The organism is Streptomyces sp. JW3, assembly GCF_052216785.1.
Classification (GTDB): Bacteria; Actinomycetota; Actinomycetes; order Streptomycetales; family Streptomycetaceae; genus Streptomyces.
This window is the reverse complement of record NZ_JBQOUX010000007.1, coordinates 1-14,103: the sequence shown is the minus strand read 5'-3', so window position 1 is coordinate 14,103 and position 14,103 is coordinate 1. Positions and strand designations below refer to the sequence as shown.

General features: G+C 73.8%; 13 protein-coding genes, 1 pseudogene and 1 riboswitch. Of the genes and pseudogenes, 7 read left to right on the top strand and 7 right to left on the bottom strand.

The window, feature by feature from the left end:
- Window positions 1-14: 14 nt before the first annotated feature.
- Window positions 15-404: a winged helix-turn-helix transcriptional regulator gene (locus ACTT8P_RS04915; RefSeq protein ID WP_442830274.1), complete on the bottom strand. Its 390-nt coding sequence runs from the start codon at window positions 402-404 to the stop codon at window positions 15-17.
- A 98-nt stretch (window positions 405-502) separates the two neighbouring features.
- Between ACTT8P_RS04915 and ACTT8P_RS04910 the strand changes: the two genes are divergently transcribed.
- A complete protein-coding gene (locus ACTT8P_RS04910; RefSeq protein ID WP_442830273.1) occupies window positions 503-1,357 on the top strand; it encodes an NAD(P)H-binding protein in 855 nt (284 codons plus the stop codon).
- 274 nt (window positions 1,358-1,631) lie between these two features.
- Complete coding sequence (gene rarD / locus ACTT8P_RS04905) at window positions 1,632-2,570, top strand: EamA family transporter RarD (protein WP_442830388.1); 939 nt, start codon at window positions 1,632-1,634, stop codon at window positions 2,568-2,570.
- Here rarD and ACTT8P_RS04900 read toward each other — a convergent pair.
- Window positions 2,539-3,954 (bottom strand): tetratricopeptide repeat protein, encoded by a 1,416-nt coding sequence (locus tag ACTT8P_RS04900; protein WP_442830272.1) that lies wholly within the window; start codon window positions 3,952-3,954, stop codon window positions 2,539-2,541. The two genes, rarD and ACTT8P_RS04900, sit on opposite strands and share 32 nt — an antisense overlap.
- 217 nt (window positions 3,955-4,171) lie before the next feature.
- Between ACTT8P_RS04900 and ACTT8P_RS04895 the strand changes: the two genes are divergently transcribed.
- Both ACTT8P_RS04895 and ACTT8P_RS04890 read left to right on the top strand, forming a co-directional pair.
- A complete protein-coding gene (locus tag ACTT8P_RS04895; RefSeq protein WP_442830271.1) occupies window positions 4,172-4,660 on the top strand; it encodes a DUF6668 family protein in 489 nt (162 codons plus the stop codon).
- Window positions 4,661-4,860: 200 nt separating this feature from the next.
- Window positions 4,861-5,919 (top strand): amidase family protein, encoded by a 1,059-nt coding sequence (locus ACTT8P_RS04890; protein WP_442830270.1) that lies wholly within the window; start codon window positions 4,861-4,863, stop codon window positions 5,917-5,919.
- Window position 5,920: 1 nt separating this feature from the next.
- Here ACTT8P_RS04890 and ACTT8P_RS04885 read toward each other — a convergent pair whose 3' ends face one another.
- The 4 genes from ACTT8P_RS04885 to ACTT8P_RS04870 all read right to left on the bottom strand — a co-directional run bounded on the left by ACTT8P_RS04885 (window position 5,921) and on the right by ACTT8P_RS04870 (window position 10,334).
- The gene (locus ACTT8P_RS04885) at window positions 5,921-6,859 is read right to left on the bottom strand and encodes an ABC transporter permease (protein ID WP_442830269.1); all 939 of its coding nucleotides are present in this window, start codon (window positions 6,857-6,859) and stop codon (window positions 5,921-5,923) included.
- A complete protein-coding gene (locus ACTT8P_RS04880; RefSeq protein ID WP_442830268.1) occupies window positions 6,846-7,781 on the bottom strand; it encodes an ABC transporter ATP-binding protein in 936 nt (311 codons plus the stop codon). Before ACTT8P_RS04880 ends, ACTT8P_RS04885 begins: the two co-directional genes overlap by 14 nt.
- A 46-nt stretch (window positions 7,782-7,827) precedes the next feature.
- Window positions 7,828-9,093, bottom strand: a complete 1,266-nt coding sequence (locus tag ACTT8P_RS04875) for a LolA family protein (protein WP_442830267.1) — start codon at window positions 9,091-9,093, stop codon at window positions 7,828-7,830.
- 230 nt (window positions 9,094-9,323) lie between these two features.
- Entirely contained in the window at window positions 9,324-10,334 is a 1,011-nt protein-coding gene (locus tag ACTT8P_RS04870; protein ID WP_442830266.1) for a polyprenyl synthetase family protein, read from the bottom strand.
- Window positions 10,335-10,922: 588 nt separating this feature from the next.
- Window positions 10,923-11,089: riboswitch (cyclic di-AMP (ydaO/yuaA leader) on the top strand.
- Window positions 11,090-11,093: 4 nt separating this feature from the next.
- Between ACTT8P_RS04870 and ACTT8P_RS04865 the strand changes: the two genes are divergently transcribed.
- On the top strand, window positions 11,094-11,603 hold the full coding sequence (locus ACTT8P_RS04865; RefSeq protein ID WP_442830265.1) for a transglycosylase SLT domain-containing protein: 510 nt from the start codon (window positions 11,094-11,096) through the stop codon (window positions 11,601-11,603).
- A gap of 26 nt (window positions 11,604-11,629) precedes the next feature.
- Here ACTT8P_RS04865 and ACTT8P_RS04860 read toward each other — a convergent pair whose 3' ends face one another.
- A complete protein-coding gene (locus tag ACTT8P_RS04860; RefSeq protein ID WP_442830264.1) occupies window positions 11,630-12,433 on the bottom strand; it encodes an HAD family hydrolase in 804 nt (267 codons plus the stop codon).
- 230 nt (window positions 12,434-12,663) lie between these two features.
- On the opposite strand from ACTT8P_RS04860, the gene ACTT8P_RS04855 reads away from it, so the two are divergent.
- Window positions 12,664-13,728, top strand: coding sequence for a GNAT family N-acetyltransferase (locus ACTT8P_RS04855; RefSeq protein ID WP_442830263.1), 1,065 nt, complete (start codon window positions 12,664-12,666; stop codon window positions 13,726-13,728).
- A 42-nt stretch (window positions 13,729-13,770) separates the two neighbouring features.
- Window positions 13,771-14,103: pseudogene (locus tag ACTT8P_RS04850) on the top strand (hypothetical protein); the annotation flags it as partial.

Here is a 14,103-nt window from a genome sequence, read left to right as displayed (position 1 = left end):
GCCCGGGGCGGCGGTCAGCCCCGGGCCTCGTCGTATGCCTGGCGGGCCCGGGTGACGTCGGCCATCCGGTCCTTCGACCACTCGGCCAGGTCGCGCACCTGTTCGGCGGCCTCCCGGCCGAGCTCCGTCAGCGAGTAGTCCACCCGCGGCGGGATCACCGGCTTGGCGTCCCGGTGCACCAGTCCGTCCCGCTCCAGCGTCTGGAGGGTCTGCGCCAGCATCTTCTCGCTGGCCGTCCGGCCCCGCCGGGAGACGGCCCGGCGCAGCTCGCCGAACCGGTAGGGCCGCTCCAGCAGCTCCATCAGGGCCAGGACGCCCCAGCGGCTGGTGACGTGCTCCAGGACCAGCCGGTAGGGACAGGCGGCTTCTCGGGTGTCGGCCGCCCGGGTATCACTCACCTTCATGTCGGTACCTTACTCCAAAGTGGGTACTGTCCATAAGTTAGTGCCCCTCCTAGGGTGAGTGACAAGAAAGAACGTCACCGCACAAGGAGTCACCGATCATGAGCATCGTCGTCACCGGAGCCACCGGACACCTCGGCCGTCACGTGGTGCGGCAGTTGCTGGCGAAGGTCCCGGCCGACCAGGTCACCGCCGTCGTGCGGGACCGGGCGCGGGCCGCCGACCTCGCGGAGCGCGGCGTACGGCTCGCCGTGGCCGACTACAGCGCGCCCGAGACCTTCGACGGGCTGTTCGCGGCGGGCGACAAGGTGCTGCTGATCTCCGGCAACGAGGTCACCAAGGACCGCCCGGCCCAGCACCGGACCGTCATCGACGCCGCCGCGGCGGCCGGCGTGGCGCTGCTCGCCTACACCAGCGCCCCCAGCGGCCTGACCGCCGCCCTCGCGGACGACCACCGGGCCACCGAAAAGGTGCTGCTCGCCTCCGGCCTGCCCTGGGTGATCCTGGGCAACGGCTGGTACCACGAGAACCACACCGAGAACATCGCCCGGACGCTGGAGCACGGCGCCGTCGTGCAGGCCGCCCGCGAGGGCCGCATCTCCTCCGCCACCCGGGCCGACTACGCGGCCGCCGCCGTCGCCGTACTGACCGGCGAGGGGCACGAGAACAAGCGGTACGAGCTGGGCGGCGACGAGTCGTGGAGCTTCGCCGAGTACGCGGCCGAGCTGAGCCGGCGCACCGGCCGCGAGGTCGTCTACCGCCCCGTGTCCGTCGAGGAGTACGTCCGCGACCTCGTCGCCGCCGGGCTGCCCGAGCCGGTGGCCGAGGTCCTGGGCGGCGTGGAGGCGTCCACCGAGAAGGGCGAACTGGTCGTCACCACCGGCGACCTGTCCCGGCTCATCGGCCGCCCGACCACTGCGCTCAGCGAGGCGATCGAGGCCGCACTGGGCAAGTGAGCGCCGGGCCCCCGGGTTCGCCGCCTGTCATGACCGTATGGCGATACGGACATGACAGGCGACGGCGCGCGGCGCTACCGTCTGCGGGCGACCAGAGTGCGAGAAGGGGGTGCCCGTGACCGGAACATCGACCGGAACATCGACCGGGACGTCGACCGGAACATCGACCGGGACGTCGACTGGAACGGCGACCGGAACGGCGACCGGGACATCGGCCGGAACGTCGAAGGCCGAGCAGCGAATAGGGCTGCTGAACGGTTTCGCGGCCTACGGGATGTGGGGACTGGTCCCGCTCTTCTGGCCGCTGCTCAAGCCCGCCGGGGCCGGGGAGATCCTCGCCCACCGGATGGCCTGGTCCCTGGTCTTCGTCGCCGTCGCGCTGCTCTTCGTACGGCGCTGGGCCTGGGCGGGCGAACTGCTGCGGCAGCCGCGCAAACTCGCCCTGGTCACGGTCGCCGCGGCCGTCATCACCGTCAACTGGGGCGTCTACATCTGGGCCGTCAACAGCGGCCACGTCGTCGAGGCGTCCCTCGGCTACTTCATCAACCCGCTGGTCACCATCGCCATCGGCGTGCTGCTGCTGAAGGAACGGCTGCGTCCGGTGCAGTGGGCGGCCGTCGGGACCGGCTTCGCGGCCGTCGTCGTCCTCACCGTCGGCTACGGCCGGCCGCCGTGGATCTCCCTGTGCCTCGCCTTCTCCTTCGCCGCCTACGGTCTGGTGAAGAAGAAGGTCAACCTCGGCGGCGTGGAGTCACTGGCCGCCGAGACGGCGATCCAGTTCCTGCCCGCGCTGGGCTATCTGGTGTGGCTGAGCGCGCACGGCGACGCCACCTTCGGCACCGAGGGCGCCGGGCACGCCGCGCTGCTCGCCGCGACCGGCCTGGTCACCGCGCTGCCCCTGGTCTGCTTCGGCGCCGCCGCGATCCGCGTCCCGCTGTCCACGCTGGGCCTGCTCCAGTATCTGGCGCCGGTCTTCCAGTTCCTGCTCGGCATCCTCTACTTCCACGAGGAGATGCCGCCCGAGCGCTGGGCCGGCTTCGCCCTGGTGTGGGTGGCGCTCGTGCTGCTGACCTGGAACGCGCTGCGCACGGCGCGACGCAACGCGCGGGCGCTGCGGGCGGCGGCGCCCGGCGCGGCCCCGGGCGCCTCCCCCGAGGCCGTACGCCCCCTCCGACCCGGTCCTACTCCGCCAGCGCCCGGGCGCGTTCGGTGAGGCGGCCCATCCGGGCGCGGGCGGACTCCAGTTCCTCTATGTCGTCGGCGGCCGGGCCCGCCTCGACGGCGAGCGCGGTCCACAGACTGATCAGCTCGTGCCCCAGCTCCAGCCCCTCGGTGGGGTCGCGCACGGCCCGCCAGGCGGTGGCCGCGCTGCGCAGGGTGCCGTAGGCGGCCTCCGCGTCGCCCGCGCGGTGGTGCACGCGGGCCACGTCCAGCGCCGTGTGCAGGGCGTGCACCGGGTCGCCGGACAGGTAGGCGATGTAGGCGGTCAGTTCGCGCAGCCGGAGGATCTCGGGGTGGTCGGCGCCGAGCGCCCCGGTCGCCTCCGCGACGGCCTGCTCGGCCAGTTGGGCCGCCTCCTCGGTACGACCGTCCCGGACCGCCTCGTTGACCCGGGCCGTGGGCTCCGCGAGCACGGCGGGGGCGGTGCTGTCGCCGGGCGCGGTGATCGGTCCGTCCCCGAGCACGGCCTCGGCCACGGCGTCGAAACCGCGGGCCGGGGTCGGTTGGGTATCGGCGACGAGATCGGCGTCACTCCCCAGGTGGACGTCGAGCTTCGGGGACTTGACCGACGGGGGCTTGGCTGGCGCGGGGGGCGTGGGTGGTGCGGTGGGCGTGGGTGGTGCGGTGGGCGTGGGTGGTGCGGTGGGCGTGGGTGGTGCGGTGGGCGTCGTGGCTGGTGCCGGGGCCGCGGGCGGCGCGACCGGCGTGCTGGTCCGGGGAGGCTCGGCCGGCGCCGCCGGGCCGTCCATCCGCGGCGGCGGGCCGAACTCGCCGGTCGGCGGCGCGACCGTCCCGGGAGCCGCGCCGAACGCCCGCACCGGACCAGCCGGCGAACCGGCTGTCGGTCCGGCTGTCGGTCCGGCTGTCGGTCCGGCTGGCGAACCGGCCGGCGGTCCGGTCTCCGGCAGCGTCCGCAGCCGGAACGTCGGGGACGGATCGCCCGCCGGCGCAGGGGCCGGCGCAGGGGCCGGCGCAGGGGCAGGGCTCGGTACCCGACCCGGCGCGGCCGGCACCGCCCCGTTGGGCCGTTCGTGCGCGGCGCGGGCGATGTCCGGCGGCGGGTCCGTGCGGGCCGGCTCGGCCATGAGGTGGCTGGAGCCGTCCGGATCGACGCGCAGCGCGACGACGTAGCCGATGCGCTCGTCGTGGACGGTGGCGAGCACCGGCCGGCCCGCGGCGCGGGCGAGGCCCTGGAGCCGGTTCAGTACGGTCTGCTGGATCTCCTCGCCCGGTACGGCGGCGACGGGGACGCCGCCGACCGTGCCGGTTCCGGCGCCCGCCACCCGCACGTCGATCGGCGCCACCGGGGCCGCCTGGGCGGCCGCGTGTCCGACGCGTGGGTGGTCCCGCTTCTTGTCGCGGCTGAGTCGTGCCATCGTCCCCTCACTCATGGGCGGGTTCCGTGGGCGGCCGTACCGGTGGTTTCCCTCCCCGTGCCGTCCGGAGCCATTCGAACACCTACTGTTGAGTCTCTCCGCTCGCTCGCGGTTCTCACGTCACCGCGCTGTCACAGGCTCGTTCCAGGAGGTGGGGGCCGGGCCGCCGGGGCGTTCCGGGCCGCGGGGCGGGGCGTGACGAGGGAGGAGCACGGGCATGCGCACCAGCATGCAGCAAGGGCCGGAGATCTGGATCCGCGGACCGGTGTCCGCACCCGAACCGGTGCCGTCGCCCACCGCACGGCGCCACTCCTGGGTCGGCACCCACGGCGGCGCGGGCGTCACCACCCTCGCCGAGGTCTACGGCGGCCAGGACTGCGGCCGGAACTGGCCCGGCCCCGCCGATCCGCCGTCCGCCTTGCTGGTCGCCCGCACCCACGCGGCGGGGCTGGCCGCCGCCGTCCGCGCGCTGGACGCCGTCCGGCACGGGGAGGTGCCGCCGGGACTGCACCTGGCCGCCGTCGTGCTGGTGGCGGACGCGCCGGGGCGGCTGCCGCGCCCCCTCGTGCAGCGGGTGCGGCTGCTCGAATCCGCCGTCGAGGTGCACCGCGTGCCCTGGGTGCCCGCCTGGCGGCTGGGCGACCTCGACGGCTCCCCGCCGCGCGGCACGGAGGCACTGGCCCGGCTGACCGGGGCGACCCGCTGACCACCCGGCACCCGTACGACCCCGACCACGACCACGACCACGGCCACGACCACGACCACGACCCCGACCCCGACCACGGCCACGGCCACGGCCACGGCCACGGTCACGACGACCGGTCGCTGCGGCACCCCTGGGCGGGCCGCGCCGCCCCGGCCGCGGGGGAGATCGCCGAGGCGGTCCGGTCGGGACGGCTGCGGGCGGTGGACGCCGTGGCGGCGGCGCTCGGCCGGATCGCGGCCGCCGACGGCTCGCTCGGCGCGTTCCTGGAGGTCTGGGCGGAAGACGCGGCGCGCCGGGCCGCCGAGGTGGACGCCCGGCTGCCGCTGGCGGGAGTACCGATCGCCGTGAAGGGCCGGCGGGGACTGCGGGCGGCGGGCCCGCTGCTGGCGGCCGGGTGTGTCGCCGTGGGCGCGACCTCCGTGCCGGGCCCCGGCACCGGCTGGCAGACCTGGGGGCTCGGCGCCCGGTGCCGTACCGTCAACCCGTGGCGGGCCGACCGTACGCCGGGCGGCTCCTCGGCCGGGGCGGCGGCGGCCGTGGCGACGGGGCTGGTGCCGCTGGCGACCGGCGGCGACGGGGCCGGGTCGGTGCGGATCCCGGCGGCGTGGTGCGGCGTGCTCGGGCTGAAGCTGACCAACGCCGACCGTACCCGGCTGGCGGCGCCCGGCGTCCTCACCCGGTCGGCGGCGGACGCGGCGGCGTATCTGCGGACCGTGGCGCCCGGCGCTTCCGGCCTGGCCGGCCCCGCGCTCCCCGCGCCCGCCCTCTGGTCCCCCGACCTCGGCTTCGCCGCCGTCGACGAGGAGCCCATCGCCCTGGCCCGCGCAGCAGTGGACCGGCTGGTCGCGGCGGGTGCGGTACGGCTGGTACGGCCCCGGCGGCCGCCCCGGCTGCTGGACCCGGGGCCCGCCTGGCTGGCCCTGCGCACCCCCGGCGCCGACCCGCGCGCCGCGCACCGGACCCGGGCGGAGAACGACCGCCGGCTGGTGCTGCTGTTCGGCACGGCCGCCCTGCTGCTCACGCCGACGACCCCGACCGCGCCGCACGGCCACGAGGGTCCGGGCGACCACTACTCCACCGCGCTGACCTGGGCGTTCAACCTCAGCGGGCATCCGGCGCTCAGTCTCCCGGCGGGCTTCGGCGCCGACGGCTGCCCGGCCGGGCTGCAACTGGTGGCACCGCACGGCGCGGAGGCACTGCTGCTCGCGGTCGCCCAGCGGGCCGAAGACACCGGCGCCGGCGCAGGTCGCGGGCGGTGACTCAGGCCGTGATGTCCTTCGCCGCGAACCGTGCCCAGGCGGCCGAGCCGAACACCGCCGCGTACAGCGCCTGGAGGCCGAGGTTCCGCACCAGGTCGTCCCAGTAGACCGGTTCGCGCAGCAGGTCGGCGAAGGACAGCCAGTAGTGGGAGAAGAAGTACGGCTGGAGGGCGTGCAGCTGCGGGATCTGGTCCAGGATCTGGACAGTGACCAGCAGGCCGACCGTCGTCGCCATCGCCGCGATGCCGCTGCCGGTCAGCGTCGAGACGAACAGGCCGAGCGCCGCCACGCCGACCAGCGAGGCGGCGACCACCAGGGCGATCAGCAGGGCCCGGCCCAGGCCCTCGGCGAAGCTGATCCGGGTCCCGGAGATGGTGGTCAGGTCGCCGAGCGGGAACAGCAGTGCCCCGACCGCGAGCGCGGAGCCGGCCACCACCAGGGTGGCGGCGAGGCAGAAGGCCAGCACGGTCGCGTACTTGGTGAGCAGCAGGCGGGTGCGGCCGGCCGGGGCGACCAGCAGGTAGCGCAGGGTGCCGGCGCTCGCCTCGCCCGCGAGCGCGTCCCCGGCGACGACGCCGATCGCCATCGGCAGGAAGAAGGGCAGCGTGGCGGCCAGCGCGGTGAAGACCAGGAACAGTCCGTTGTTGGTGACCTGGGAGATGAACGCCGGTCCGCCGCCCCCGCCGCCGGCCGGGTCCCCGTCGCCGGTCTCGATCTTCACGGCGATGCCGACCAGCACCGGCACGGCGGCCAGCACCGCCAGCAGGGCGAGAGTCCGCCAGCGCCGGAAGGTGGTCAGCAGCTCGTTGCGCAGCAGCCCGAGGCTCCACAGGGCACGCGGCTCCCGTACGTCCGGTGCATCCAGCACACCTGATACATCCGGTACATCTGGTACTTCCGGTACATCTGGTACGTCCGCCTGCGTCTCAGCCCGCGACATCGAAGCCCTCTCCGGTCAGCGCCACGAACGCGTCCTCCAGGGAGGCCCGCTCCAGGCCGAAACCGCGTACCCGGACCCCGGCCGCCACCAGCGCGGCGTTCACCTCGGCCGGGTCGCGCTCCGGCGGCTCGGCCGTCACGCTCTCCTCGGCGATCACCACGTCGGCGGCCCCCTGTTCCTTCAGCACCCGGGCCGCGTCCACCGTGTCCGGCGTGGTCACCACCAGCCGCCCGCGCGCGCCGGCGGCCAGGTCGGCGACCGGCCCCTGGGTGATCAGGCGGCCCCGGGTCATCACGGCCACCTGCGTGCACACCTGTTCGATCTCGTCCAGCAGGTGGGAGGAGAGGAAGACGGTCGTGCCGTCCGAGGCCAGGTCCCGCACCAGGGTGCGGATCTCCCGCATGCCCTGCGGGTCGAGCCCGTTGGTCGGCTCGTCCAGGACCAGCAGGCGGCGCGGCTGGAGCAGCGCCGCCGCCAGACCGAGGCGCTGCCGCATGCCCAGCGAGTACGCCTTCGCCTTCTTGCCGGCCGCCGCCGTCAGCCCGACCCGGTCCAGCGCCGCGGCCACCCGGTCGCGCCGGGTGCGCGGGTCGGCGGCCGGGTCGGCGGCGTCGTAGCGCAGCAGGTTGTCGCGGCCGGACAGGAAGCCGTACAGGGCCGGGCCCTCGATGAGGGCGCCGACCTCGGGCAGTACGGCGCGGGCGGCGCGCGGCATCGGGCGGCCCAGCACCCGGGCGGTGCCCGAGGTGGGTGCGATCAGGCCCATCAGCATGCGGATGGTGGTGGTCTTGCCGGAGCCGTTGGGGCCGAGGAAGCCGAAGACGCTGCCCGCCGGGACGGTCAGGTCCAGACCGTCCACGGCGAGCTGTCCGCCGCGGTAGCGCTTGGTGAGTCCCCGGGTGGCGATGACGGCGTCGTCCATCGGCTCCTTCACTTCGTCCGCTGCGGCGGGGTACGGGCGCGGCCCCTCACTGGGCCGCGTCGGCCGCCTTGACCAGCGCGTCCTTGGTGACGGCGCCCACGTAGACCGTGCCGTCGTCGGTGAGCAGGGCGTTGACCAGCCGGGTGCTGAACACCGTGCCCGTACCGAACTTGCCCTTGACCTGGTCGCCGAGCGAGTCCAGGAAGCCGCCGAGGTCACCGCCGGCGGCACCGGTCGGCAGGCCGCCCTCGGCGCCGGTGTCGAAGGTGGCGACCGCGTTCCAGCCCTCGCCGATGACCTTCAGGCCGTCGAGGTCCTTGCCCACCTCGCCCTTCTCCGCCTTGCCCGACGCGGTGCCCTTGTCGGTCTCGGTGCCCTTGTCGGTCCCGGCGCCCTTGTCGATCTCGTCGCCCTCGGTCACCTTCGCGCCCTTCGGCGGCGTGAAGTCGAACGTCGACGCGGCCGGCTTGGCAAAGCTGACCTGGGTGAAGCCGGCGTCCACCACCGCCGAGCCGCCGCCCGCGGGGCTGAGCGTGAACTTCAGCGGCACCCCGGTCTTCGCGTCCACGGCCACACTGATCGAACCGACCGTGGAACCCTTCTGCTTCGGCTCGATCACCAGGCGGTACGCGTCCCGGCCGGCCACCTGCGCGGTGCCGTCGACGGTCACGGAGGTGGTGTCGTCGACCGCCTTCAGGGCCTCCTCGGCGAGGTCGCCGGGCGTGGCCGGCACCTCCTCCGCCCGACCGTCCGGGCCGGCGGCGTCGGTGGTGTCGGCAGTCGAGTGGTAGACCTCGCCGGACTTGCTGTCGTAGCCCCAGACGTCCTTGCCGTCGTGGATCAGGCTGTACTCGGCGGCGTCCTGGAGCAGCGACACCTTCTGCCGGTCGGGGCCGTCGGCCGCGACGCGCAGCGTGTGCGTGCCCGAGGCCAGCTCCGTCAGCTTCGTGGTCGGGTCCGCGGCGGAACCGTCGTCCGCGCCGCCGCTGCCGCCGGAGGGCGTGGCACCGGACAGCAGGCCGCTCTCCAGACCCCCGAGGTCCGGCAGGCCGAGGTCGGTGCTGATCTTGACCGTGCCGGACAGCTGCTGCGTGTCCGACGCGGCGATCTTCTCCACCAGCTGCTGCGCCGTGATGTCGGGCAGGTCGGGGTCCCCGGAGTCGGCGAGCGCGGGAACCAGTCCGATGGTGGCCGCCGCGACGCCCATCACCGTGACCGGGACGACGTACCGCGCGGCCCTGCGGCGACGCGCCCCGCGCTCCTCGGCATCGGTATCGGTATCGGTATCGGTTCCGGATTCGTACGGTGTCATGTGCCCTACCTCCGTCGTCGCCGGCGGCTGTCCGTGACCTCGCCCCGTCACCCTGAAGTCCACCTTGAGCCGCCATTCTCACCCGAATCGGTGAGGATGTGTGGTTTTCCGTGATGACCATCTGACCAAATCGGCCACCGGGATGCGTCAGACCGCAGGCTCAACTCCGTGTACTGCTGCGGTATGACACGCGACGACGGGACACACCCCGACCCGTAGGGGACGGGGCGTCAGCCGGCCCGGTGCACGACCGCGTCGCACAGCTCCACCAGCGCCGTCTTCGCGTCGCACGCCCGCAGCGGGGCCAGTGCCGCGCGGGCCTCCTCCGCGTAGCGGACGGTGTCCCGCCGGGCCTGCTCCAGGGCGGGGTGGGCGCGCAGCAGGCGCAGCGCCTCGGCGTGCCGGTCGTCGTCGGTGAGGTCGGAGGCGAGCAGTTCGCACAGGGCGAGGTCCTCGGCCAGCCCCAGCCGGGCGGCGCGCTCGCGCAGCCGCAGCACCGGGAGGGTCGCGATGCCCTCGCGCAGGTCGGTGCCGGGGGTCTTGCCCGACTCGTCGGAGTCGGAGGCGATGTCCAGCACGTCGTCCGCGAGCTGGAAGGCGACGCCGAGCCGCTCGCCGTACTGGGTGAGGACGTCGACGACCGTCTCGTCGGCGCCGGACATCATCGCGCCGAACCGGCAGGAGACCGCCACCAGCGAGCCGGTCTTGCCGCCCAGCACATCCAGGTAGTGCTCGACCGGATCCCGGCCGTCCTGCGGTCCCGCGGTCTCCAGGATCTGGCCGGTGACCAGCCGCTCGAACGCCAGGGCCTGCACCCGGACCGCCTCCGGGCCGAGATCGGCGAGGATCTGCGAGGCCCGCGCGAAGAGGAAGTCGCCGGTCAGCACGGCGACCGAGTTGCCCCAGCGGGTGTTGGCGCTGGGCACCCCGCGGCGCACCGCGGCCTCGTCCATCACGTCGTCGTGGTAGAGCGTGGCGAGGTGGGTCAGCTCGACGACGACGGCGGAGGGCACGATGCCCGGGGCGTGGCGGTCGCCGAACTGGGCCGCGAGCATCACCAGCAGCGGCCGGAACCGCTTGCCGCCGGCCCGCACCAGGTGCTGGGCGGCCTCCGTGATGAAGGGCACCTCGCTCTTGGTTGCCTCCAGCAGTCCTTCCTCGACTGCCGCCATTCCGGCTTGGACATCGGCTTCCAGAGCCTGGTCCCGCACGCTCAGCCCGAACGGCCCGACGACGGTCACGAGGGGTCTCCTGTCTGCTGGTGTCTACTCGCGGTTACACGGCTGGTCGATAGGTCGCTGCCATCACTCAAGTCAGCGTATCCGGTCACCTTTCGATCACCGATAGCGCCCACCGTTACAGGCCGGTCGGTATCAGATCATGAACTGTATGTTTTTGATCAGGCGATATGAGCGGACATAGAGAGACATCACGGATCCCACCACCCCTCCCAACGTCGTGCGACCCGGGAACGTCACCCATTCGACCCATGGACCTCCGTTCCCACTTTCGGGCGAGTGACGCGGGCCGCCCCGCCACCGCTGCCCCATAAAGCACGAGTTGGCCTTATTGCCCGATTTGCCTTACTTGTCGACGCCAGTGACTTGACTCACGCCGCCGACCGGTCGCGCGGCACCGCCCGCGCAGCGTCCATCCCTTTGCCCCGTAAGCCAGTTGACCCTTGCCTTCAGCAAAGGATCAAGCACCCCAAATGCCTCAGACCAAGGTCAACATGCACGTTAGGTGATTCCGGCACTTGTTCCGGACATGTGCTGTCGCATACGTTCCCGGCCTGTCGAGCGGACGCCGAATCCTGCCACCGCCCGACGCACCCACATCCGACTCATTCACGGCAGGAGCGGGGGACCCAGGTAAGTCGCCGCGCCGGTCCACCGGACCGGGGCGGCTCGGGGTGAAGCCGGGCCCGACAGGGCACGGCCGGGCACCTTTCCGCCCGAACCCGACAGCTCACCTCGCAGGCGTATGGAGAGGACCGCACCATGCCTGCAAAGGGCCTCCGGCACGCCGCCGGGACCAACCGACTCGTCCGCAAGCTCGCCCTCGCCGGGGCCGGCGCGGCCGTGCTCGCACTGCCGATCGCCGGCGCCACCAGCGCGTCCGCCGCCACTCCGGCCGCCGACTCGACCACGGCGACCACCACGGCCGCGATGACCGCGGCGAACGGCTACAGCAACAACCTCGACGGCTGGATCCGCCAGTCGCTCGACATCATGGCCGACAAGGGCATCCCGGGCACGTACAACGGCATCTACCGCAACATCATGCGGGAGTCGTCCGGCAACCAGTTCGCCATCAACAACTGGGACATCAACGCCATCAACGGCACCCCGTCCAAGGGCCTGCTCCAGGTCATCCAGCCCACCTTCGACGCCTACCACGTCGACGGCACCTCCTGGGACCTGTACGACCCGGTCGCCAACATCACCGCCGCCTGCAACTACGCGGCCGACCGGTACGGCTCGATGGACAACGTCTTCAGCGCGTACTGAGCCCCGGCGCGTGACGGAAGCACGCGTCACCTGAACAGTCGTTCGAGGACGACGGCCACGCCGTCGTCCTCGTTCGACGTGGTGACCTCGTCGGCGACCGCCCGCAGTTCCGGGTGGGCGCCGGCCATCGCGACGCCGTGCGCCGCCCACAGGAACATCGGGATGTCGTTGGGCATGTCCCCGAAGGCGACGGTCCGCTCCGGGCTCAGCCCCAGGTGCTCCGCCGCCAGCGCCAGACCGGTCGCCTTGGTGACGCCGCTGGGCTGGAGCTCGACCGTCCCCGGCCCCGACATGGTGACCGTGGCGAGCGAGCCGACCACCGCGCGGGCCGTCGTCGCCAGCTCGTCGTCGGACAGCCAGGGGTGGCGCAGCAGCACCTTGCTGATGGGTGCCGCCCACAGGTCGTCGCGCCGGTCCACCCGCACCGCGGGCAGCGTCGGGTGCGGCATCAGGTACCCGGGCTCGATCAGCGTGAGCCCCGCCACCCCGTCCTGGTCGACGGCCGCGTGCACCTGGCCCACCTCGGCCTCGATCTTGCCGAGCGCGGTCTCGGCCAGCTCCCGGTCCAGGGTGACCGACCACAGCAGCCGGTCCGCGCCGGCGTCGTACACCTGCGCGCCCTGGCCGCACACCGCGAGCCCGCCGCAGCCGAGGCCGCCGAGCAGCGGGCGCACTCTCGGCGCCGGGCGGCCCGTCACCACCAGGTGGTGCGCCCCGGCCGCGGCCACCCGGCCGAGCGCGACGAGCGACCGCTCGGAGACGGTGTCGTCGCCGCGCAGCAGCGTTCCGTCTAGATCGGTGGCGACGAGTGCGTATGCGGTGGGGTCCATGATCAGAGAATACGGACATCGCGCGCCCCCGACTCACCCTCGGCCGCCACTCGTTCACCGGTCCACATGTCCGAAAGCTGACGCATCACCGGCTAAAGGCAGTTAAAGCGCTGTGCGCCGGTTGGCAACAACATGCTCCGCTCTCTACCCTCCGCGCGGCCCCAGGGGTACCGTCCTTCTGTTCAGGGGGACTTGATCGGGGGGTCGGGTTGAGCAGCGGACGCATTCGTGTGCTGAGGCCGGGGGAACTGGGCGAGGGCCAACGGGAGCACTGGCGCGAGCTGCGCGCCAAGTCGCACGCCCCTCGCAACCCCTTCATGGAACCGGAGTTCACCGAGACCGTGGGCCGGGTCCGGCCGCGGGCGCGGGTGGCGGTGCTCTACGCCGGCGGCGAACCGGCCGGTTTCCTGCCGTACGAGCGCGGCCCGCTGGGGCAGGGCCGGGCCATCGGTCTCGGGGTCTCGGACTGCCAGGGAGCGGTACTGCGCCAGGGCCCGCTTCCGGACACCCGCCGGCTGCTGCGCGCCTGCGGGCTGTCGAGCTTCGCCTTCGACAACCTGGAGGCGGACCAGGCACTGTTCACGCCGTACGCCGCCCAGGAGTACGCCTCGCACGTCATCGACGTCGCCAACGGCTACCCGGCGTACGAGAGCGAGCTGCGCGCCCGGTCGCCGAAGTTCCTCAAGACCACCCTGGCCAAGGAGCGCCGGCTCGGCCGCCAGGTCGGGGACGTGCGCTTCGTGTTCGACGAGCGCGACCCGGCCGCGCTGCGCACGCTGATGGCGTGGAAGTCGGCGCAGTACCGCCGGACCGGCCGCCGGGACCGGTTCGCGCAGCGCTGGATCACCGAACTCGTCGGCCGGCTCGCCGCCACCCGCACCCCGGAGTGCGCCGGCACGCTGTCCGTCCTCTACGCCGCCGGCCGGCCGGTCGCCGCCCACTTCGGGCTGCGCTCGTCGACCGTCCTGGCCTGCTGGTTCCCGGCGTACGACGTGGCGGTCGGGAAGTACTCGCCGGGCCTGGTGCTGCATCTGCGGATGGCCGAGGCCGCCGCCGCCGAGGGCATCGGCCTGCTGGACATGGGGCGCGGCGCGGCCGAGTACAAGGACTCGCTGAAGACGGGCGAGCTGCCCGTGTACGAGGGCGCGGTGACGCGCTGGGGGGCGGGCGCCGCGCTGTACTGGCTCGGCCGCGAGCCCGCGCGCCGGGCGCACGGCTTCGTCCGCGACCGGCCGCGGCTGGCCTCGCTGGCGGCACGGACGCTGCGCGGCGCGGCGCGGCTGCGGCGCACATAGACGACCGAGGACCGACGACCGAGGACCGAGGACCGAGGGGGGATGCGTGTGTTCGGGACAGGGCGGGCCCTACGGGGGACGGCACGGGAGACCGCGGAACGAGAGACCGCGGAACGGGAGATAGCGAACTTCCTGCGCATCGGGCCGGTGCAGGTGGCCGAGCTGGAGCTCGGGGACGGCGCGGCCGCGGGGCCGTCGCTCAGACCGGGGCCGGGGAGCCCGCCGGTCACCGCGGGCGAGGTGTTCGTGCTGGTCCGGCGGGCGGGACGGCCGGTCGGCACGCTGCTGGGACGGGTACCGGAGGGCGCCGACGCGGGGTCCGTGCTGGCGGCGCTCGCCGGGGACCTGACCGCCGCCGGGGGGCCGGCGCCGGCC